Raw genomic sequence first — 20,750 nt, forward strand, 5'->3', positions numbered from 1 at the left:
CCACGCTCTTCGGCGCTCAGGTGCTCATACCTCCGCCTCATCCGCTTCTCCACTCAAGTGATGCACTTGAGTTTAGAAACCGCCAACCCAAAGAAATGGCCTGAGAAGCTCGCGGCATGGGTAAGGTAAAAGCCTGAACGTTTCTGGCTAGATAGGTGGTTGATCGCCCATGGTTCAACGCTCCCGCTATACCGCGAGGCGTCGAAGCGCTGAGGACTTAAAGCAGATCGGGCAGATCTCAGCAAAGCTCAACCTGTCGGAGGGCGCGCTTTAAGCCCTCAATGCTTCGACGCCTCGCGGTATAGCGGCGCCGTGGAAGCTTGGCCCGTCAACGACCAAAGCATGGCGATATCTTTCAGGCTTGTAACCTATGCAATGCCATGAGCTCTTGAGGCCATTTCTTTGGGTTACTTTTCTTTGGGCCAGCAAAGAAAAGTGACCCGGTCGCTTCGCGACCGGAAGCGCCGCAGGCAATGGTTCAATCCTCGAAATAACCAGCCGAGGCGAGACACCAATCAGGCCGAAGGGAGAGAGGCACGCATTGCAAACTTCCCTGACAGCAGTGGGCCTTCACCAGAATGACGGTAAGGCACAGCGCTGCCTTATCGAGAAGCGTGCCAATGCTCGATATCGAAATCGCCCATATCCACCTCTCGATAAGGGAGTTAATAGACAGCCGCCTCCCCCAAACCCGGCCAGTAGTTACCCCTGAAACTACGTGACATTCAAAATCCCGGTCCGATAATGACAACCTGATGGCACGCCTTGGCCCTGTTCTGCCAACAAGCGCACATCTCCTGACATGCCGATGGCGCAAATGTTTTGTCCATTCCGGGCCAGCGTGAGGCAAAATTGACACGTGCGAGCCGTACGATATGGCTTGTCTTCAAAATGAAACGTGGTCTTTTCTGACAGCCCGCGCCGTAGGGTTTTATCGGGGGAAAATAAGATGTTCAAAGATTCATTGCGGGCTCGCCTGCTATTGCCTGTGCTCGCGCTGGGCTTGGCGGCAGTTATTGCTACGGCCGCTGCCTTGGCCTTCATTGAAGCAAATCGCGTGCGCACCGAAGCCCAGGCTTCCATTGACAGCCAGACCACCGGACTGAAGAGCCTGTTCGGCGTGACGCATTCGATCATGCTTGAGCGCGTGCACAGCGCCATGCGACTGCTTCGTCAAGAAGGTGAAGAGCAAGGCGCACCCAGCCCCGGCCAACCGATTTCCGTGGGGAGCCGCGAAGCGAATGATTTGGTGCTCGGCGGCAAGCCGCAGGGCAATTCCTTCCAGTTGGTGGACAACGTAACGTCCATCATGGGCGGCACGGCCACGCTCTTTTCCACCACCGGCGACGATTTCGTACGCGTGTCCACCAACGTGAAGAAAGACAACGGCATGCGCGCCATCGGCACCGTGCTCGATCCGCATGGCCCGGTTATTGGAGAGATTCGGCAAGGGCGCAGCTTCTATGGCGTCGTGGATATTCTCGGCTCGCCGTACGTCACTGGCTACGAGCCCATCTACGACCATGCCAATCCCAAGCCGATCGGCATCTGGTACGTGGGCTACAAGACCGACCTGGAGCCGCTGGACAAGGTCATCAGCAACAGCCACGTGCTGGAATCGGGCTTTGTTGCGCTGCTCGACAGCAAGGGAACGCTTCGCTTCCATTCGAAAACCGGCGCAACCGTCGATCCGGCCGTCATGACCAAGATCGTCCAGGAGCAGCCTTCCGATTGGACGGTGCAAAAAAGCGATGTGCCTGACTGGGGCTTCACCTTGGTGGCGGCTTACCCCAATAGCGACATCAACAGCGTGATCGTGCGGCAGACCCTTTGGATCGCCCTGCTCGGACTGCTGATCTGCCTGCTGTTGCTGGGCCTGCAATATGTGTTGATCCAGAGCCGCGTGTTGCAACCCATTCAACGACTGACCGAAGTTGCCGATGCACTGAGCATGGGCAAGTTGAACAACATCATCGAAGAGGTGAAACTCAAAGATGAGATCGGCACGCTGGCCAAAGCCATTGCGCGCCTGTCCAACAGCGTTCGGTTGGCGATGGAACGGCTCAGCAAGCGCTGAGCTTCACGTCAAGATGTACTTCCTGGACTTTGCGGGAAACGAACATGGTTAGCGATTTTCGTCCGTTGATCGAGGTATTGCGTGAGCTGCGTACGCTCATGCAGAAGAAGATGTCTGGTTACTTCTTCATCGCTACCGAGAACAACCATTCGTCAACGATCCTGCTGCGCAACGGCCAGGTGGACGAGGTTACGTTCAGCCGCTATCGCAGCGACGAGGCCGTCAAGCAGCTGGCAAACGTGTCGGCTGCTCGCGCCCGGTTTCAGCCCGGCGCGATTGGTGCGTCGGTCAGCCGAACGCCGCTCGGCGAAGCCGCGTTGCAGTGGCTGCTTGGCGGTTTTGAAAATGACGCAGGCATGCGCCAGCGGACCGCGGCCGTTCCCGAGCAACGCGTTGCGCCCACTGGAGATCCCGCGACGTACCGCGACGCCATCGAGAAAGTGGCCCTTAGCTATTTGGGCCCCATCGCTGGGCTGTTGTGCGATGAAGCGTTTTCCAGTTCGAAGGATCTGGAGCAGATCCTGCAGCAGATCGGCTCGAATCTTTCCACGCCTGAGGAATTCAGGCGTTTCCTGGCGGAAGCGCGAGCAGTGCTGGCGGGTAAGTAATCTGCTCAAAAGCTCGGGCATACAAGTTGCTAGATCAAGCTGGTAGATACTGAGCTCGCTTCAGCGAGCTCTCGGAAGTCCTACTATGGCCCGATGAACACGCCCTCCTCGCCGTCATCGAACGATACCCGTCACGGCAGCTTAGTCTGCGTTGGTCTTGGCATGACCCTGGGTTCGCACCTCACACCGTTGGCGCGCAGTCACATCACGCAAGCAGATGTGGTGTTCGCAGCGCTTTCCGATGGTGTCGTGGAGATGTGGCTGGAACGCATGCATCCGGATGTGCGCAGCCTTCAGTCCTACTACCAGGAGGGCAAGTCGCGCATGAAGACCTACCGCCAATGGGTTGAGGTGATGATGGCGGAGGTGCGCGCCGGCGAGCGTGTTTGCGGGGTGTTTTACGGTCATCCGGGCATTTTTGCCTGGTCACCGCACAAGGCCATCGAAGTCGCGCGCGCGGAAGGTTTTCAGGCGCATATGGAGCCAGGCATTTCTGCCGAAGACTGTCTTTATGCCGATCTGGGCATCGATCCCGGGCGCTTCGGCTGCCAGCATTTCGAGGCCAGCCAGCTGCTTTTTTATGAGCGCCGCATCGATCCCGCCGGCTATCTGGTGTTGTGGCAGGTTGGGTTGGTTGGCGATCGATCGCTGGCGCGCTTTCAAACCGGGCCGGCGTATCGGCAGGTGCTGGTGGATCTGTTGAGTCGCGACTATCCGCTAGACCACGAGGTGATAATCTACCGCGGGGCAACACTACCGATTGAGAAACCGCGCGTCCGCCGCGTCGCTCTGCGCGATCTCCCTCGTATCCAGATCACCGTTGAGGAGACGGTGGTATTGCCGCCAGCAGAAGCCCTGAAGCCGAACCTCGCCATGCAAGAGCGGTTGGAGGCACTGGACAAAGCGGGCGCCTAGGAGTGATGTAAAGGACTCGACCTAGGGGGACGGTCTTTACATAACGATATCCGCCTCTAGGGAAGGCGGGTTTCAGCAGCAAATTTGCAGGTCAAAAAGCGCTGGCGGCAGCAGTCGTCTCGCTTTATCACGCTGACGCCTGGATGACGTCGGCGTATCAGCGTCATCTTGCTGTTCCATGACAAGCAAAGTGGGGGAGGAAACATATGGCAGACACGATCGAATTGCTGGAGGCCATCGGCCAGAACGCATCCTTGCGTTACGCATCGGCCGATGAATTGACACGCATGCTCGAGCAGGAAAAGGCGTCCAAGGGCCTTACGGCTGCAGTGGCGCTTGGTGATTGCGCGCCATTGTTTGCGGAACTCGGGCCTAAGCCGATGAATGCGCCGCAAATTTCTCAGGCTCCCGCCCGCGAGGACGACGAGCCCGAGGAAGAAGAAAACGACATCGATGAGCCGCTGAATATCCGCACGCTCGATCACGGCAAGTCGTTTTCGCCGCACTGACGAAGTCACTATGTCCCGGCTGGCGAGCCGCTTCCGGTTATGGCCTGTAATAGTGGCCATCGCTTGGAGCGTGCTCGCGCAGCCTGGTTATGCTGCCACGTCCATTACAAACGGGGCTGCGTTTCTCGATCAAACGGAAAGCCTGCGCACCACGGATCACCCGCGGTTCGTGCAAATGCTGGCGCAGATTCACCAGGAAGCACCTCGCCTCACCTCAAGAGAGCAATGGCATTTACGTTATCTCGATGCATGGGAAACCATGTTCGAGGGCGACTACACAAAATCCGAAGTGATGCTCCATGAGGTGATTGATCATTCCGGTGATGCCGGCCTTGCTGCAAAGGCATCGGCGCTACTCCTCACCAACCTCGCGGCCAATCGACGCTACGAGGAAGCCTTCGCACTGGCCAATCATGTGACGACCTGGCTGCCCGCGGTGAAGGACCCGCAGGTCCGCTTCATGTTGCTGATGAACCTGTCGCAGATGCTGGACATTGCCGACCAAACCGACTTGGCCATCAAGTACGCACACATGATGGAGGATGCTGTTCCTCCTGGCGAAACGCTGTGCCGTCCTCGCTCTTTGCAAGCTGCAGCGCTTTTCAACGCCAAACATCTGACATCTTCCAGCCCGGAACTGCAGCAGGCCATCGATACCTGCGTAGCCGCCGGGCAACCGATCCTCGCCAACACCATGTGGCTGGTTCTGAGCAGCCTTTACCTGGATGAAAATCAACCTGCCAAGGCGATGGCCCTGCTCGATCGGATCATGCCCAGCATCCGCACCAACCACTACTATCCTCACATGCTGTCAGCGCAGGTGCAGCGGGCACAGGCATACGCAAAGCTGGGGGATGACAGCAACGCGCGGACGGCAGCACTCGCTGCTGTGGCCATGAGTGGCCCCAACGACATCAACGAGTGGCTGAAAGATGACTACGAGGTGCTCTATCAGGTCGAGAAGAGGCAAGGTCATTTGGCCGACGCACTTGCTGCCTACGAGCATTACGTCATCCAGGACAAGGGACATCTCAACGACATCAGTGCTCGAACGCTGGCGTACGCCGCTACCCAGCAACACCTGCTGGTGCAAAAACTCGAAACCGACAGCCTGAGCAAGCAGAACAGCATCCTGCGCCTGCAACAGGCACTGGCCACCAAGGCGGTCGAAACCAGTCGGCTTTACATCGCGCTGCTGCTCGTGGTGCTGGTATCCATCGTGTTCTGGCTGTTCCGGCTCAAGCGTTCGCAGCTTCGCTTCAAACAGCTCTCATGCCTGGATGGGCTTACCGGCATTCTTAATCATCAGCATTTCGTCAGCGAGGCTGCACGCGCGTTGCATTTGCTGGAAAAAAAATCCGGCAGTGCCTGCTTGATATCCATCGACCTGGATTACTTCAAGCAGGTCAACGACACCCACGGCCACGCCATTGGTGATGCCGTGCTCCAACACACCGTAACCATCTGCAAGCAGCATCTGCGCACAAGCGATCTGTTCGGTCGTCTCGGCGGCGAAGAATTCGGCATTCTGCTGGTCGATTGCTCCAGTGACCAAGGCACCGCTATTGCCGATCGCATCCGCAAGGCCATTGAAGCTACACCCGTGGATGTAGACGGTAGCGTTGTATCGTTTTCCGCCAGCTTCGGCGTGGCCTGCACTGATACATCCGGTTACGAACTGCAACGCTTGTGCAGGGAAGCCGACGCCGCGCTCTACAGGGCCAAACGCACCGGGCGCAATCGCGTTATTACCGACGCAGAATGGGCGTTTGACGGAAGCCTGGAAGCGTAAAAGCGACAATGCATAGCTTGGGGTGCAATTTCAGTTTCTGCATCAATTGCTGGGATTGGCATCCCAGCTTACGACATTCGATTGTGCCGAAATCAACATCAAATTTGCTTTAATTCCTCAAGACGCCCCGATGGGTATTGCACAAGCTTGTGCCGCTTACGCTGCCTTGTTCTGACAATGCACGCGATAGCTGGGGAGTAACGACACGAATGTCGCTGCCACGCGGGCCGAAAGCCACCGCGATGGTGATGTTGCGCCCTCTTCTGCATGCAGAAAACGCTGAGGTAGGGTTCCGTGAACTTGCCACGTTGTTGATGTATGTCGAGAGGTTTGCCTCACCACGCCCCGCCTGTTTCTACTTGCAGGAGTAGAAGGAAAGTCGCGTAGGCTGGGATGCACTCCCAGCTTCTGCATCCAATGCTGGGATGGCATCCCGACCTTCGCACTGAGATTTCGACGTTTTTTCGTAGTCGCCGCCGTGGCGACTCTGTTCTTCGAACACGAATGCAGCCGAATCCTTAGTGAGAACACGCCATGGTACTGCCACACTCCATTAGCTCGTGCGATGCGTTCCTTTCGGACATTACGGCGAGCGATGTCCTGCAGGCCATGTTTGATCCGTTGCAAGATGTCGTCTTCAGCATCAAGGATCGACAAGGCCGATATGTACTCATGAGCGAAGCGTGCGTGAAGCGTTGCGGCCTGCATCGCAAGGAAGAAGCGATCGGCAAGACAGCGTTTGCGCTGTTTCCCGAGCCGATGGCGCAGCGCTACGCCCGTCAGGATGAACATGTATTCCAAACCGGCAGACCGATGATCGGCAGTCTTGATTTGACGGTTTACAACGATGGCAGTACGGGCTGGTGTCTCACTACGAAGCAGCCGCTGCGCGATCGCGCCGGGACTATCGTCGGTTTGACGTGCGTTTCGCGCGACCTGGTCGAGCCGAGTCGCGCGCGGATGATCGATAGCGCTTTCGCGGATGCGATCGATCACATGCGCGAGCACTATGCGGAGAAGTTGCGCCTGGAAGATCTGGCGCGGCTGGCGAGTGTTTCAGAGGCGCAGTTCGAGCGGCGAATGAAGCGGGTGTTTCAGCTTTCTGCCGGGCAGTATCTGATCAAGTTGCGCATTAGCGCCGCTGCACGGATGCTGCAGCACAGTGAGGAGCCGATTTCAGGAATTGCGCAACAGGTTGGGTTTTTCGATCAAAGTCTTTTGACGCGTGCGTTTCGTCGGGTGACTGGGATGTCGCCAGGACAGTATCGACGGACTTTTTCGTGATGATCGCGGGGTAGTGTGACGTTCATAGCACTTTTCCACTGAGGAGCAAGGAAGCCAAAGCACACAGGTAAATCCGTCGACTTACACCGTGCTTTTTTCCTATATCGGCATCTCCTGCAGCGGCAGTGTTACTCCCTGGTTACACCACAAGGGAGGGATAGTCATATGAAAATATCGAGATGTACTCCGTGGTTTGCGCTGCTTGCACTCTGCGCAAACGTTTCCGTTGCTCAAACCTGGACACCGTTGACGAACGCGCCGCCGATTGATATCGGCTATATCGCACTCGCCACGGATGGTACGGTTTTGGCGCACGCCAGAACGTATTCTGCTGCTGATTCGCAGTGGTACAAGCTCACGCCCGACATCAATGGCAGTTATGTAAACGGTACGTGGACCCAGATTGCGTCGATGCCGTCGGGATACGCACCCATCGATTTTGCCGGCGGCGTGCTGGCCGATGGCAAGCTGCTCGTGGAGGGTGGCGAATACAACAACGCACAAGACGTCGAGTCGAATCTCGGCGCCATTTACGATCCAGTAGCCAATACTTGGACATCCGTTTCGCCGCCATCAGGCTGGAGCCAGATCGGTGATGCGTCCGGCGTAATACTCGGGAACGGTACGTTCATGATGGGCCAGCAAGGGCTGTACAGCAGCGCGTTGTTCAATGAGTCCACGCTCAGCTGGAGCCTTACCGGCGCCAACAAACCCGATTACAACATCGAGGAGAATTGGATCTTGCTGCCCAACAGCAAGGTGTTGAACGTCGAAACCTACGCCTACTCCAACTACAACGCTACAGGCACCGGGTCCGAGGTTTACGACCCCGCCACCGGACTATGGAGCGATGCTGGAAGCACGCTGGTGCAGCTGTGGGATTCGGCAGCGAATTGCGGCGGTGAAAACTCGGCCACTTACGAGATCGGCCCGATGGTGTTGCGGCCCGATGGAACGGTGTTCGCCACCGGTGCCAACTCGTGCGGCGCCGGCCATACGGCGATCTACGATACGGCGACCAGCACGTGGCGCGCAGGCCCGGATTTTCCCAATGGCCTGGATATCGCCGACGGTCCAGCCGCGGTGGAACCGAACGGCAACGTGCTGATGATGGCCAGCCCCGGCGCCTACCAAACACCATCCACCTTCCTGGAATGGGACGGCAGCAATTTGTCCATCGTGCCGACACCTTCGACGGCGTCCGGTGATTCATCCTGGTACGGCGCGATGCTGGTATTGCCGAACGGTCAGATCCTGTTCTCCGATCTCAGCCAGAACCTTCAGGTATGGACGCCAGCCGGCACGTATCAGCCTGCATGGCAGCCCACGGTGAGTACCGTGTCCACTGCGCTGGCACCCGGCAGCACGTATCCGATTTCCGGCACGCAGTTCAACGGACTGTCGCAAGGTGCCGCCTACGGCGACGATCAGCAGATGGCTAGCAATTATCCGTTGGTGCGCATCGTCAACAATGCCACCGGCCACGTGTTCTATGCCCGCACGCATGGGCATAGCAGCATGGGCGTAGCAACCGGCGGCGCGATCGTGTCTACCAATTTCGATGTGCCCACCAACATCGAAACGGGTGCGAGCGAACTTTATGTCGTCGCCAACGGCATTCCATCCAATCCCGTGGCGGTCACGGTGGGTGGAAGTTCTGGTGGTGGCTCCACGGCAACGCTGAGCCCGCCAGCGATCAACTTCGGCGACGTCGCCGCGAATGGTTACAGCAATTGGCAGGCTTTGACTTTGACCAACAACGGCACCAGCGCCGTGTCGATCAGTAGCGTAACGGTCGACGGAGATGGCTTTAGCGATACGAGCTATTGCAGCGGCTCGCTGGCAGCGGGATCGCAGTGCGTGATCTACGTGTTGTTTCATCCAACGGCCAACGGAACCTTCAACGGTACCGTGACCATTAGCGACAATGCGTCGAACGGCCCGCAAGTAGCCACTTTGAGCGGTACGTCCGGAAGCAGCGGCGGCGGCGGCAACATCAATTTCTCGGGAAACGTCGCCTCGCAAGGTGGATACGCCTACACACCTAACTTCACGAGTGCCACGGGAACGGTGAGCGCGACCTTGAACGTACCGTCAGGGACTAGCTGGCGATTCGTTGCGGACAACGCAACGACCAATCAGGCGGTTGCGGAACAGGATGGTGCCGGCCCGCTGACGATCACTTTCAACGCGGCTTCAGGCGATAACTACAACTTCTTCGTGCAGGCCAGTTCCGGATCGGGTGCATGGTCGGTTGCCGGATCGCATCCGTAGAATTCTGAAGATCATCGCGAACCCAACGCGAGCCGGGCATCTGCCCGGTTCGCGCACAATCATGAGCGTGAACGCCTACTCCATGTCTTCGCCCAGCATCTTGCGCTGGATCTGGTCCAGGTAGGTGTCCAGCTCATGCATGCTCTGGAAGATTTCCTTGATCGGCACGGCCTTCACGATATCGAACACCTTGCGCACTTGCACCTGCGGGTTCAACAGCAGCGTTTGACCATCGCGTGCGCGCATCAGCTTTCGGGCCTTGGCGATGCTGCGCAAGCCTGCGCTGCTGATGTATTCGAGCAACGATAAGTCGAGCACCAGCGTGCTGCCACTTTCCATCTGCTGTAGCACTTTGTCCGCCTCCCGGTCGAATTCACCGAAGGTCAGTGCATCCAGGCGACCTTCCAGGTGCAGCGTGGATTTGTGCGGACTCAATGCATCGATGTGCAGCTTAAAGGCCATGATCGTGCTCCGGGAGATAGGAACAGGCAAAGCGCAGTTGCAGATGATTGCCGTATTCGTCGTAGGTGTAGATCAACTCGCTGGCCATGGCGCGCACGAGGTGGATGCCCAGGCCACCGATCTCTTCCTTATCGGCAATGTCGCCGGTGAGGCTGGGCGAACCTGATTGCAGCGGATCGAAAGGTTCACCGTCATGATTCAGCTCCACCAGGATGGCCTCTTCCACCACCGTGAGGCGCAAACCAATCGTGTCTTCGCGTTCCTGCGAGCGTCCGTGTTGCACCATGTTGACCATCAATTCTTCCAGCACCAGGCGCACGTCGGTGCGCAGGTCGTGCGGCACACTGGCCACGCGCAGGGTTTCTTCGCAACGCCCCAATGTATCGAAGACCTCATGCAGAGCGGCAGGAAAAACCAGTTCGAGCATCGAAGCGCCCTCTTCCAACCCAACGTGATTCCATCGCAACGCCACCAGCGCGATATCGTCGGACTGCCCATGTTCGGCCGAATAGTGCTCGATATCGTCGACCAGAAATTTCACCGGATCGCCATCCCCACCTTCATGATACTGCCCGATCCTGGCGATGATTCGCTCGCCGCCATACGGAATCAATGCAGCGTCGGTGGCTTCGGTTACACCGTCTGTATACATCAGCAAGGTATCGCCCGGCCGCATGCGAACGCGGTGGATGGGATACAACGCGTCTTCGTCCAATCCCAGGGCAGGGCCTGACGCGAGCGGCAACCATTGCGGCGGAACATTCTGGCCCCATCGCACCGGCGGATCGTGGCCCGCACTCGCCATGGCCATGTTTCCACTCACTGCGTCCAGGAAACCGCAGAGCAAGGTGACGAACATGCAATTTTCATTGTTCTTGCATAGCTCACGGTTGAGCAGCTGCAGCAGATGCTGGGGGGATTGCGCGCGCGTCGACATCGCCTTGGCGAGCGTAATGGTGCGCGCCATGAACAGGGCGGCGGGAATGCCCTTGTCCGCCACGTCGCCGATGATCACGCAGAAGCGTTGGCCGGGCAGCATGAAATAGCTATAGAGATCGCCGCCCACGATTCTGGCTGGCTTCAAGGCGGCGAACAGCTCGAAGTTCTGGCAACGCGCATCGAGATAGTGCGGCCCCGGCAGCAGATCTGTTTGTATCTGTTGCGCGATTTCCAGCTCGCTGGACAAGCGCTGTTGCTCGCGCGCGATGCGCGTGAGTTCAACCAAGTGGGCAGCCAGTTCCTGTCGCATCTTGTCGAATGCGCGAGTGAGTCGACCGATCTCGTCCGAACGGTGCACTTTCGGCAGGGCAAAATCCAAGGCGCCGCGAGCGACTAATTCCGCGCCCTCCGCCAACATGCCCAACGGTGTCAGCAGACGCCTGATGATCATCATCGTAAGCAGCGCAAGCAACAGTAACGTAAACGCGCCGGTTACAAGCACCGATAGAAACGCGCGCTGCACCTGTGCATAGATGAGCTCATTGGGCACCACCAGAGCCAGATTCCAATCGGTGCCACGGATCGGCTGGCTGTAGACCCACACATCCCCTTGCTGGTCTTGCAGGTGCAGGCTCGACCAGCCATCGGAAGTGACATTCGCGCGCAAGGTGCCAAGCAAGGGCGAATCGGCCTTTTTCCCGACTAGACCGGGAGTGTCATTGGCCAAGTACATGCCTTCCCAGTCGACCACAAACACATGTGTGCCAGCAGGGACATCCATCGACAACAACACGCTTTGAAGCCAGTCGAGCGTCACGTCCGCATTGACCACACCGATGACCTTGCCATCGACTTGCATCACCGATGAGTAACTGACCAACTGCCGATGACGCGACTGCGATAGGAATGGCGCTTGCCAGCAGCCTCGGTCACAAGCAACGCCCTTCTTGAACCAGGGCGCTTCCCAATAAGGCAGCGGGTCTTTGAGGAGGTCGCGCCGCTCGAGCGAGCCATCGTATTGGCGACTGACGAAGGGCGACTGGCCGGCGCTTTTGACGGCTGGCGTATTGGGAACGAAGGCTGCCGCCAACCCTGCCAGGTCGGCGTTTTCCGCCATGGCATCGCGGATCAGCGACTCTGCATCTCCTGGGCGTGGTCCGATGATGGCGGCCAGCACCCGCGCCGTATTCGTGACCTTGTCCATTCTTTCCTGGATCAGGCTGCTGCCTTGGCTGGCGAGCGCCTCGGATTCCCGATGGGTCTGCTCCAGCAGGCGATGCCCCACCATCCGAAACAACAGGAATCCACTCGCAACGAACACCACGGTTGCGCCGGACAGAACCCACACAGCTAACCGTGAAGCAAGGCTGCGCAATACCATGACTCCCCCAACGTCGTCATAGCCGGGCGTCCGGGTCTTCGAGGCAGGACGGCCGTGAATGGGGGCACGGAATAGATCCGAGCACCCCTAGGAGCCGATAGTAGACCAACAACTCATAGTTGGTACTGCACGCCATCACAGCGCAGACGGCTATACGGCTGCCTGGCCATGACAATGACTTTGGCTAGCGGGAGGGTTTTGATGCCACCTGCAACAGCGGATGCTTGTGCTGCTCCTCCACCAGCTTGCGCCACCACGGCTGCACACTTTCGGCGTAAGTCGGTTCGAAGGGCTCGCCCAGCAGCGGCATCACAAGCCCTTCGGGCGATTTTGCATACAGCACTTCCGCCGGCTCCGCCCACGGATGCATCGCCAGATTGAAGGTGGCCCAATGCACCGGCAGGAAGCGTCCACTGCCCAGTTGCGCCCATGCCTGCAAGGCATTGTCGGGGCCGAGATGGACGTTGCCCCACGAGGGATGGAAGGCGCCCACCTCGATCATCACCAGATCGAAGGGCCCAAGCCGCTGGCCGATTTCCGTAAACAGCGGCGAAAGGCCCGTGTCGCCACTGAAGAACACAGCATGCCGCTCGCCGCGCATCACGAAAGACGACCACAGCGTGCTGTTGCGATCGCTCAAACTACGGCCGGAGAAGTGATGCGATGGTGCGGCGGTGATGGTCAGTCCATTGACGACAGTGGTGCTCTCCCACCAATCGAGTTCGATGATGCGCTCGGGTGGCACGCCCCACGCTTCCAGACGTGCGCCCACACCGAGCGAGGTTACGAACGGCACATTCAAAGCAGCGAGCGCGCGAATGCTGACGTAATCGAGATGATCGTAGTGATCATGCGAAATCACGATCGCATCGAGCGGTGGTAATGCGTTGATCTCAACTGGTACCGGCTGAAAGCGCTTGGGCCCTAGAAACGGAAACGGCGACGCGCGCAGACCCCACACCGGATCGGTGAGCACACGTCGCCCGTCGATTTCCAATAGCACGGTGGAATGGCCCAGCCAGGTCGCGCGCAAACCGGACTGCACGCGTCGCGTCCATGCAGGGCGCGGATCGAGCGATGGCAACGGACGTGAAGGTACACGCTCTGCTTTGCCGCGGAACATGAAGTCCACCAGCGACGGCCTGTCTCCATGCTCGCGCAACGCACTTGCCGGATAGGTGTTGATGAACCCCTCGCCGGCGAATTGCTTGGAGGCACGTACGCGCTCCAGGCGAAGACCGTTGAACTGTGGACCCGACCGTGACATGGACTACCTCTCAGGAGCTTTTGAGACTTGTGTCTGGACAGCCATGTCGCAGCTACGAGTCGGTATGTGTCCTTGAGTGCGGTTATCCAAGGGGCTGTGTGTCTTTCGTTGGGGGGTGCAGAGGATGGATGTAGAGAACTCGCGACACGGTTGCGGTCCGACGCTAGTCGGGTCTCCGCATAGCTGGGTATGTCGTGGTGTTGTGCCATTGCCTGCGGCGCTTTCGGACCCTAAAGGGCCCGAGTCACTTTTCTTTGCTGGCCCAAAGAAAAGTAACCCAAAGAAATGGCCTGAAGAGCTCACAGCATTGCATCGGTTACAAGCCTGAAGGATGTCGCCTTGCTTTGATCGTTGGCGGGCCAAGCTTCCACACCCCCGCTATACCGCGAGGCGTCGAAGCGCTGAGGACTTAAAGCAGATCGGGCAGAGCTCAGCCAAGCTCAACCTGTCGGAGGGCGCGCTTTAAGCCCTCAATGCTTCGACGCCTCGCGGTATAGCGGGGGCGTTGAACCTGAGCGGGCAACCTTCGATCTAGCCATAGACGTTCAGGCTTTTCCCTTCCCTATGCCACGAGCCTGTTAGGCCATTTCTTTGGGTTACTTTTCTTTGGGCCAGCAAAGAAAAGTGACCCGGTCGCTTCGCGACCGGAAGCGCCGCAGGCAATGGTGGCATTCACGACATGCCAGCTGAGGCGAGACGCTAATCAGGCCTGCCAACAATCGCCTTCATTTGCTTAACCACTCCGCTGCTCCGCGTTTCATCAATCACAAATTCAACGAAGCTCGACACCCGACGCGGCAGATTCTTGCGTGCGGGATAATAGATGCAGATATCCCCGCGTTGCGCGAAGTACTGCGGCAGCACACGCTTGAGCTTGCCTTGCTCGATCAGCGGAATTGCATGATGCGCACCAAGCAAGGTGATGCCGCAACCCGCTGCGGCAAGCTCGGCCTGCGCTTCGGTATCCGTCACCATCAGACGTGAGCGCGGCTGGATGACCAGATCCTTTCCCGCACCTTGCAATGTCCATGCTTCGATCCGCCCTTTGGTCGGCGAGCGAAACGCGATCAGGGAATGGCTCTCCAGATTTTCAGCACGAAGATCTTTTCCATGCTGAGCCAGATAAGCAGGCGACGCACACAGGATCAGCACCAGTGGCGCGAGCGGCCTGGCAATGATGCTGGAATCGATATCGCGCCGCTGCCCGATTGCGCAGTCGTAACCCTCGGCTATCAGATCCACATGCCGGTTCTCGAAATGAAGGTCGAGACTGATCTCGGGAAAACGCTCTTGAAACCGCTTGAGGCAAGGCACCAGGACGGTGCGACTGAAGGCGACCGGCAACGATACCTTCACGGTTCCCCTGGGTTGGCCTTCCTCCGGCGACAGGCTCGCCAGCGCTTCTTCGATCTGCTGCGCGGGTTGCTGGATGAGCGCATACAAGCGTCGTCCTTCTTCGGTGATCGAAAGCGAGCGTGTGGTGCGTTGAAAGAGCCTGCAACCGAGTGAATCTTCAAACACACCGATCTGCTTGCTGACTGCACCAGGCGTGACACTTAGCACACGCGCTGCAGCGGAAAAACTGCCAAGCTCGTAGACCGTTGTAAACAACTTCAAGACCTTGAACAGGTCGATGGAATCATTGCTGACAGTATTCATTTGTTCCTGTGGCTCACAACAGTTTCGTCGCTGGTTGGCATAGACGCCTATGACAAGCGTGCCGAGAATCAGCGCGATAACGCGGGGGGAACTTAACTGGATTGCCGAATTTCAGTACAGGAGTCAGTGATGGTTGTCGAGTATATCCGCTACAAAGTTCCAGCCACGGAAGCCAAGGCTTTCGAGCAGGATTACGCAAAGGCCGGCGTAATGCTCGCCACATCGCAACACTGCTTGCATTATGAGCTGTCGCGCTGCGTGGATGAGCCTGGCAGCTATGTCATTCGCATCGAATGGGATTCGATAGATGGCCACATGAAGGGATTTCGCGGTAGCGAGGTGTTTCAACGTTTCTTTGCGCTTGTCAGACCTTACGTTCACCAGATCGAAGAGATGCGGCATTACGAGCCGCTCTCGACGGACTAGCCTCTGGATCAACCCTTTCGAATTCATGAATCCATCCGAGTTGCAGATCAATCGCATATGGCAACTGGCTTGCGCCATCGAACCTGATGAGGACCGCGTGCTGGAGTGGTGGCATAACGACGCGCTGGTGGCCTTGGGTGGCCTCAAGCCGTGCGAACTGTTGGAAAGAGGTCTCGGAGACCGGCTCGAAGCGTATTTGACGGCGATTTATGCCGATGCGTTGGAGTAGCGATTTCAAGAACAAAACGATCGTTGTCCAATACGTTAACCGAGTGTGCGATCAAACCTGGCTTGCGATGACGCTTGATCTCGCTCGGTCGTCATTCCGGCGAAGGCCGGAATCCAGTTCAAATGTGTCGTGCGAAGCACTCAACATAAAAGGTGCTGTGTCCTTCGGACGCATATTCAAACTGGATTCCGGCCTTCGCCGGAATGACGGTGAGGTAATTGGGAACGCTGTCGCGAGATTCGCCTCACCCCACCCCAACCCTCCCCCGCAAGCAGGGGAGGGCGTGGTTTTCAGTTACGCGTGTTCATCCGGCTGCTTGCCGTTGAACGAGCTCTGCCAATTTTCCGCAGTGCCTCCCTCAAGCTTCTCCGCCATGAATGCGTTCGCCAACTGAGCAAGCGTGGAGAGCGCATTGCCGCCATCCGCGCCCAAGGCAATCTTCGGCACGATGGCGATCTGGCCTTCGCGCAAGGCATCGGTGAATTGCCGGCCTAGATCATTGATCAATTGCATACGTGCACCTTCACCGGTCAACGCGTCCGCCTTGGCGCGAATCGCACTGGCTTCGGCCTTACCCACTGATTCCGTCGCAGCGGCCTTGCCTTCGCCCACGGCGATCTGGCGTTTGCGTTCAGCCTCGGCATTGATGTTGATCACTTCTGCTTCCTTCGTCGCTGCGGCAATCGCAGCGTCGCCTTCGTTCGTCCTGATCTTGACGTTGATTTCGGACTTGGTGAGTTCAGTCTGGATCTGCGTTCTGGCTTGTGCCTCGCGCAAGGTGCGTTCCTTGATGGCCGCTTGTTGCTGTTGGTCGTAGGTGTCCATCTGTTCCTTCGCCACCTGGCGATCGCGCAACTGGTTGAGGATAGTGTCGATGCGCTGACCCGAAGCGTCACCTGGGTTGCCGTGCGGCGTACCGATCAGCACTTCCTGCAATTCGAGGTTGTAGGCGGCGAAACGCCCTTGCATATCGATGCTTGCCTTTTCCTGGATGGCTGAACGTTCCTGCAGCAGTTCGATCAAGGTTTTGGTTTGTCCGGTGTTCTTGAAGTACGCAGAGACCATCGGATCGAGCGTCTGGTCGACCAGGCGCTTGATGTCGCCGAAACGCTGCACCACCAGTGGTGCCTTGCGGTAGTCGATATGCACGACCACCGACAGCGGCATCAGCGGCTCGAACGCATCCTTGGTGATCAGCGCAACCTCGGAGAGGTTCTCGTCGTATTTGTGCGCATTGGTGATTTCCTTCGACCATTTGAGAATGAAGTTGGTGGTCGGCACGAGTTGGATCTTGCCCGCGTAGGTATTGAAGGCGTATTTGCCCGGCAGCAAGGGTTCCTTCCATACGCCGCGACAACCGTTGTCGACCAGTTCACCATGCGAATACCCATCACCGGAACGGTCCGCACCTGCCTTGCCGAAATACGAAACCACGACGCCCACGCTGCCCACCGGCACGATCGTTTTGCGAATGAACTCCACAGTCCCGAACAAGCGGTTAAGGTAGTAGGTACCTTCCACCAATACCTGGTGCTGGCGACCGCGTCGACCGCCGGCGCGCAGGAAGGCGTTGATGTTCTGGAAGTTGTTGTGGAAAGTCGCTCGGTTGGCAGGGTCATCGCCGACGCGCGGTGCCACGATTTCATCGGGCGGCAGCACCGGACCATCGTGAATGGTCACGACGCCCAGCACGTCCCTCGGGTCTTCGTCCGCGCGTTCGGACTTATCGGTCACACCCGCTACCGATGCATTGCCGCCAATGACGACCGGCATGAAGCCATTACGCTCGCCCAATACGCGACCCATCTGTTCGATGGTGCCCTTCTCTTCATCCGACAACAGCAAGCCATGTACGCGCGCTGCCGTGATGATCGCAAACTGCGCCACGTTGATGGCATGCGTACCCTCACGAATGATCGCGCGTTGCGGACCTTTCTGGCCGCCCGCTTTAAGAAACGCCGCAGCATCTTCCACGCCGGCATCGACAATCGCGCCGAGCGCCTGGCCGTCCGTCAATTCGTTTCCGTCACGCGCGAAGATGTAGCCGAGCTCGCCCTGCGGAATCGTTACCAGATCAACTTTGTGCACACGGAACTGGAACGGAAAGAAGTAATGAAGACCACCGCGTAGAACCTGGGGCTGGAAACCGACTTCGCCTTTCAAGGCAATCAGGCCGTGGGTAAGCGACGGCGCACCCCATAGCCGCTCGACGATGCCAACGCGGTCGTTGGGAATATAAACGATGGCATTGGACGCAAAGATCAATATCACCAGCATGACTACAGTTACTGCAGACGCAATAAGCAAATACATAATTGTGGGTCCCTGTGAGAAATGAACCTGACACGTGGTCAGGGCCGTAATGCAATGCGCCAAGTTGTCCATCGGTGAGCTTGGGCCGAGCTTGGCCGCAACCCGGGCTTGCGCCTGGGCTGAAAGTTGAAAAGCGGTTGAGTGATTACGCGCTAAGGGTGTCGTCGATCACCGGCTCCATCAAGCGAGCCAAGCCGATGCGAATCGTTCGGCGATTGCCAAGTCGTCATAGAAAACGCGATGGATAATGTGCACATGGCGATGACCAGGAGCAAACGCACGCTCAGAGTCGTTCACGCTTCAAGTGTGGGTAGGGGGAAGAGAGATGTGCCTGCTAGCTGAAGGCTAAGGCGTAGCTGTCTTTCGCGGCGCGCCGAAACAAGCAGGACACTGAAAGATGCGGATCATGTTGGCCGGTCGGTTGACCTTGGATGCGCGCATTCTACGCCCGATTTTTTGGGAGTGGTGTGACGTTATAACGTGCGCCTGCGTGGCGTTGCGACGACAATCGTAGGTTCGGTTAGCGCAGCGTAACCCAACAATGCCGCTTCGAATATGTTGGGTTACGCTGCGCTAACCTAACCTACGCCTTACAGCGAAATGTGTCGCACAGGGAAGTCGAAGTACGTGTTTGGATAGGGCTCGTTGTTCAACGTGAAGTGCCACCATTCTGTATCGATCGACACGAAGCCTGCATCGACCATCAACGACTGCAACAGCAGACGATTTGCTTTGGCTTGTGCAGAGATATTTTTGAATGATGGGTGCGATGCCTCGTTGAAGCAGTCGTAACCCGTACCGAAATCCAGGCTGTTATCAGGAACGCGTACAGCCGCCGGTGCGGCACAATCAACCAATGTCGTTTTCCCGTCTACGCTTGGAATGGTGCTGCCAAGCGGCACGATGGTGAGATCGATCGTGCTGCCGCGGCTATGGCCGGAATGGGCAGCGACATAGCCTTCGTCGAACAGGCGATCCTTGGGAACGGCGGGATAGAACTCCGCTTTCATTTTCGCGTCGTTTGGATCAGTCGCCCAATGCGCGAAATCGTCGACGGCGCTTTGTGGGCGATAGCAGTCGTAGGCTTTGAGCGTGAGGCCCATCGGGAGCAGTTTGTCCTCAACCTGTTTCAGCGCAGCGACGGCTGATGCGGTAAGCAGGCATGCGGGTTCTTCGTAGCCGTGAACTTGGCGGCCGACGAAGTTGTGGCTGGAGAAATACCGCATGTCGAATTGCATCTGCGGGATTGTCTTGCTGACGTCCACGATGTCGTGTGGGCGTTGTTTTTCGAGCTTGAAGTTGGTTGGGGCTGCTGCTGCAAAGAAAGAAGCGAATCCAATGGCCATCGCCATGATTGTAACAACGGTGTATTTCTGGCTTTTCATGCTGTGATCCAAGCGCGGCGTTTCTTGCTTGATATCACAAATGATGAAACTCACCCGCCAAGCTACTTAATCTTCAGGGTCGTCATTCCCGCGAAAGCGGGAATGACGACCCTGAAGTATCTACCACACTTCTTCGCAAGATTGACCCCTCACCCCAACCCTCTCCCCGAAGGGGAGAGGGAGAGACGAGTAACATTACTTCCCACTTACCACCAGCAAGGTAAAGCCACTCACCGGCTTGCCCTTCTGCGCAACTTTCGCACCCACGAGGTAAATCGTCTGCGAATCCGCATCGAGCGCCATGGTACGCGCGCTCTTCATGGTGGGCACATCCGCAAGCTTGGTGTACTGATCGGCCGAATCCTGGCGAATCACGTTCAACACGCCCTCTCGGCTGGAGCTGAAGATCTCGTGCCGCTGCGCGTCGTAAGCGGCGGCATCAGGCTCCTTGCTGACGGCAATCTTCGCGACCTGATGGCCATCATTCGCATCGGTGACGATCATCCAACCGTTCGCGCAAACGGAGAACAGCCGCTTGTTCACGCTATCCAGCGCCAAACCAGTGGGACCTTCGCAAGGTGCGAGCGGCCAGGTGTGGAGGACTTTTCCAGCCTTGATGTCGATATGGACCAGTTCGCCTTTGTCTTCGATGTTGACGTACAGATTGCCCTGGCCATCGCTCGTTGCGAATTCGGGATTGCCGTCAAGCGCAATGGTGGCGAGTTCTTTGCCCTGGGCCGGATCGATGACGCTGATGTTGTTGCTGTCGCCATTCATGGCCAGCACGTGCTTGGTGGCCGGTTCATAGATGATGGCGTCGGGGTCCTGGCCGCTTACGGGGATGTGGCTGAGCACCTTGAGCGTGTCCAGGTTGATCACGCTGATGTCATTGCCATGGCCATTGCTTGCATAAGCGCGATGCAGATCCGGCACCAATGCCACACCATGCACGTGTTTCATGCCAGGGATCTCTTGCACCAGCTTGCCGCTGTTCGCATCGACGACCATGACGCGGTCATCGCGGGCAATGAAGAGGCGATGGGCCGATGCATCCAAGGTCACGTAGTCCCAGCCGCCGGTGCCGCCGAGTGCGTACTGCTGAGTCACCTTGTAAGTGCTCGCGCTAGGTTCCGCGCTCCAGGCGGGAGCGCTGAGCAAAGCGGCCACGATCAGAGTCCATGCGATTTTTTTCATAGTGTTTGCCCTTGACGGTTTTTGTAGAGGGAGACC

General features: G+C 57.7%; 16 protein-coding genes. 9 read left to right on the forward strand and 7 right to left on the reverse strand.

The window, feature by feature from the left end; all coding sequences use genetic code 11:
* The first annotated feature begins 949 nt into the window (after nt 1-949).
* The 7 genes from QQJ86_RS19500 (at nt 950) to QQJ86_RS19530 (ending at nt 9,459) form a co-directional block, all read left to right on the forward strand.
* Nucleotides 950-2,077 (forward strand): Cache 3/Cache 2 fusion domain-containing protein, encoded by a 1,128-nt coding sequence (locus tag QQJ86_RS19500; protein WP_284322647.1) that lies wholly within the window; start codon nt 950-952, stop codon nt 2,075-2,077.
* Between the two features lie 44 nt (nt 2,078-2,121).
* Nucleotides 2,122-2,685, forward strand: coding sequence for a DUF8082 domain-containing protein (locus QQJ86_RS19505; RefSeq protein WP_284322648.1), 564 nt, complete (start codon nt 2,122-2,124; stop codon nt 2,683-2,685).
* 93 nt (nt 2,686-2,778) lie between these two features.
* Nucleotides 2,779-3,600, forward strand: a complete 822-nt coding sequence (locus QQJ86_RS19510) for an SAM-dependent methyltransferase (protein WP_284322649.1) — start codon at nt 2,779-2,781, stop codon at nt 3,598-3,600.
* A 206-nt stretch (nt 3,601-3,806) separates the two neighbouring features.
* The gene (locus QQJ86_RS19515; RefSeq protein WP_284322650.1) at nt 3,807-4,109 is read left to right on the forward strand and encodes a hypothetical protein; all 303 of its coding nucleotides are present in this window, start codon (nt 3,807-3,809) and stop codon (nt 4,107-4,109) included.
* A gap of 10 nt (nt 4,110-4,119) precedes the next feature.
* Entirely contained in the window at nt 4,120-5,901 is a 1,782-nt protein-coding gene (locus QQJ86_RS19520) for a GGDEF domain-containing protein (protein ID WP_284322651.1), read from the forward strand.
* A 534-nt stretch (nt 5,902-6,435) separates the two neighbouring features.
* On the forward strand, nt 6,436-7,185 hold the full coding sequence (locus tag QQJ86_RS19525) for an AraC family transcriptional regulator (RefSeq protein ID WP_284322652.1): 750 nt from the start codon (nt 6,436-6,438) through the stop codon (nt 7,183-7,185).
* 165 nt (nt 7,186-7,350) lie between these two features.
* Nucleotides 7,351-9,459, forward strand: a complete 2,109-nt coding sequence (locus tag QQJ86_RS19530) for a choice-of-anchor D domain-containing protein (protein WP_284322653.1) — start codon at nt 7,351-7,353, stop codon at nt 9,457-9,459.
* Between the two features lie 75 nt (nt 9,460-9,534).
* Here the strand turns inward: QQJ86_RS19530 and QQJ86_RS19535 are convergent, their stop codons facing one another.
* From QQJ86_RS19535 to QQJ86_RS19550, 4 genes are all read right to left on the reverse strand, one after another.
* Nucleotides 9,535-9,921: an STAS domain-containing protein gene (locus tag QQJ86_RS19535; RefSeq protein WP_284322654.1), complete on the reverse strand. Its 387-nt coding sequence runs from the start codon at nt 9,919-9,921 to the stop codon at nt 9,535-9,537.
* Complete coding sequence (locus QQJ86_RS19540; RefSeq protein WP_284322655.1) at nt 9,911-12,241, reverse strand: SpoIIE family protein phosphatase; 2,331 nt, start codon at nt 12,239-12,241, stop codon at nt 9,911-9,913. The genes QQJ86_RS19535 and QQJ86_RS19540 overlap by 11 nt, the downstream gene beginning before the upstream one ends.
* Before the next feature lie 184 nt (nt 12,242-12,425).
* The gene (locus QQJ86_RS19545) at nt 12,426-13,508 is read right to left on the reverse strand and encodes an MBL fold metallo-hydrolase (protein WP_284322656.1); all 1,083 of its coding nucleotides are present in this window, start codon (nt 13,506-13,508) and stop codon (nt 12,426-12,428) included.
* Between the two features lie 699 nt (nt 13,509-14,207).
* Entirely contained in the window at nt 14,208-15,167 is a 960-nt protein-coding gene (locus tag QQJ86_RS19550; RefSeq protein ID WP_284322657.1) for a LysR family transcriptional regulator, read from the reverse strand.
* Nucleotides 15,168-15,296: 129 nt separating this feature from the next.
* On the opposite strand from QQJ86_RS19550, the gene QQJ86_RS19555 reads away from it, so the two are divergent.
* Nucleotides 15,297-15,593, forward strand: coding sequence for an antibiotic biosynthesis monooxygenase family protein (locus QQJ86_RS19555; protein ID WP_284322658.1), 297 nt, complete (start codon nt 15,297-15,299; stop codon nt 15,591-15,593).
* Nucleotides 15,594-15,618: 25 nt separating this feature from the next.
* The gene (locus tag QQJ86_RS19560) at nt 15,619-15,822 is read left to right on the forward strand and encodes a hypothetical protein (protein WP_284322659.1); all 204 of its coding nucleotides are present in this window, start codon (nt 15,619-15,621) and stop codon (nt 15,820-15,822) included.
* 294 nt (nt 15,823-16,116) lie between these two features.
* Here the strand turns inward: QQJ86_RS19560 and QQJ86_RS19565 are convergent, their stop codons facing one another.
* The 3 genes from QQJ86_RS19565 to QQJ86_RS19575 all read right to left on the reverse strand — a co-directional run bounded on the left by QQJ86_RS19565 (nt 16,117) and on the right by QQJ86_RS19575 (nt 20,714).
* Nucleotides 16,117-18,099: an SPFH domain-containing protein gene (locus QQJ86_RS19565; protein ID WP_284322660.1), complete on the reverse strand. Its 1,983-nt coding sequence runs from the start codon at nt 18,097-18,099 to the stop codon at nt 16,117-16,119.
* A 626-nt stretch (nt 18,100-18,725) separates the two neighbouring features.
* Nucleotides 18,726-19,520: a M15 family metallopeptidase gene (locus QQJ86_RS19570; protein ID WP_284322661.1), complete on the reverse strand. Its 795-nt coding sequence runs from the start codon at nt 19,518-19,520 to the stop codon at nt 18,726-18,728.
* A gap of 195 nt (nt 19,521-19,715) precedes the next feature.
* Nucleotides 19,716-20,714, reverse strand: a complete 999-nt coding sequence (locus QQJ86_RS19575) for a YncE family protein (RefSeq protein WP_284322662.1) — start codon at nt 20,712-20,714, stop codon at nt 19,716-19,718.
* Between the last annotated feature and the right edge of the window lie 36 nt (nt 20,715-20,750).

The sequence above is a fragment of the Dyella acidisoli genome (assembly GCF_030160295.1).
Taxonomy (GTDB): domain Bacteria; phylum Pseudomonadota; class Gammaproteobacteria; order Xanthomonadales; family Rhodanobacteraceae; genus Dyella_B; species Dyella_B acidisoli.

Coding starts and splice junctions, on each gene's coding strand:
- QQJ86_RS19530 (WP_284322653.1), top strand. CDS start 7,351: ATGAAAATATCGAGATGTACTCCGTGGTTTGCGCTGCTTGCACTCTGC.
- QQJ86_RS19545 (WP_284322656.1), bottom strand. CDS start 13,508: ATGTCACGGTCGGGTCCACAGTTCAACGGTCTTCGCCTGGAGCGCGTA.
- QQJ86_RS19540 (WP_284322655.1), bottom strand. CDS start 12,241: ATGGTATTGCGCAGCCTTGCTTCACGGTTAGCTGTGTGGGTTCTGTCC.
- QQJ86_RS19560 (WP_284322659.1), top strand. CDS start 15,619: ATGAATCCATCCGAGTTGCAGATCAATCGCATATGGCAACTGGCTTGC.
- QQJ86_RS19565 (WP_284322660.1), bottom strand. CDS start 18,099: ATGCTGGTGATATTGATCTTTGCGTCCAATGCCATCGTTTATATTCCC.
- QQJ86_RS19505 (WP_284322648.1), top strand. CDS start 2,122: ATGGTTAGCGATTTTCGTCCGTTGATCGAGGTATTGCGTGAGCTGCGT.
- QQJ86_RS19550 (WP_284322657.1), bottom strand. CDS start 15,167: ATGAATACTGTCAGCAATGATTCCATCGACCTGTTCAAGGTCTTGAAG.
- QQJ86_RS19520 (WP_284322651.1), top strand. CDS start 4,120: ATGTCCCGGCTGGCGAGCCGCTTCCGGTTATGGCCTGTAATAGTGGCC.
- QQJ86_RS19535 (WP_284322654.1), bottom strand. CDS start 9,921: ATGGCCTTTAAGCTGCACATCGATGCATTGAGTCCGCACAAATCCACG.
- QQJ86_RS19570 (WP_284322661.1), bottom strand. CDS start 19,520: ATGAAAAGCCAGAAATACACCGTTGTTACAATCATGGCGATGGCCATT.
- QQJ86_RS19500 (WP_284322647.1), top strand. CDS start 950: ATGTTCAAAGATTCATTGCGGGCTCGCCTGCTATTGCCTGTGCTCGCG.
- QQJ86_RS19515 (WP_284322650.1), top strand. CDS start 3,807: ATGGCAGACACGATCGAATTGCTGGAGGCCATCGGCCAGAACGCATCC.
- QQJ86_RS19510 (WP_284322649.1), top strand. CDS start 2,779: ATGAACACGCCCTCCTCGCCGTCATCGAACGATACCCGTCACGGCAGC.
- QQJ86_RS19525 (WP_284322652.1), top strand. CDS start 6,436: ATGGTACTGCCACACTCCATTAGCTCGTGCGATGCGTTCCTTTCGGAC.
- QQJ86_RS19575 (WP_284322662.1), bottom strand. CDS start 20,714: ATGAAAAAAATCGCATGGACTCTGATCGTGGCCGCTTTGCTCAGCGCT.
- QQJ86_RS19555 (WP_284322658.1), top strand. CDS start 15,297: ATGGTTGTCGAGTATATCCGCTACAAAGTTCCAGCCACGGAAGCCAAG.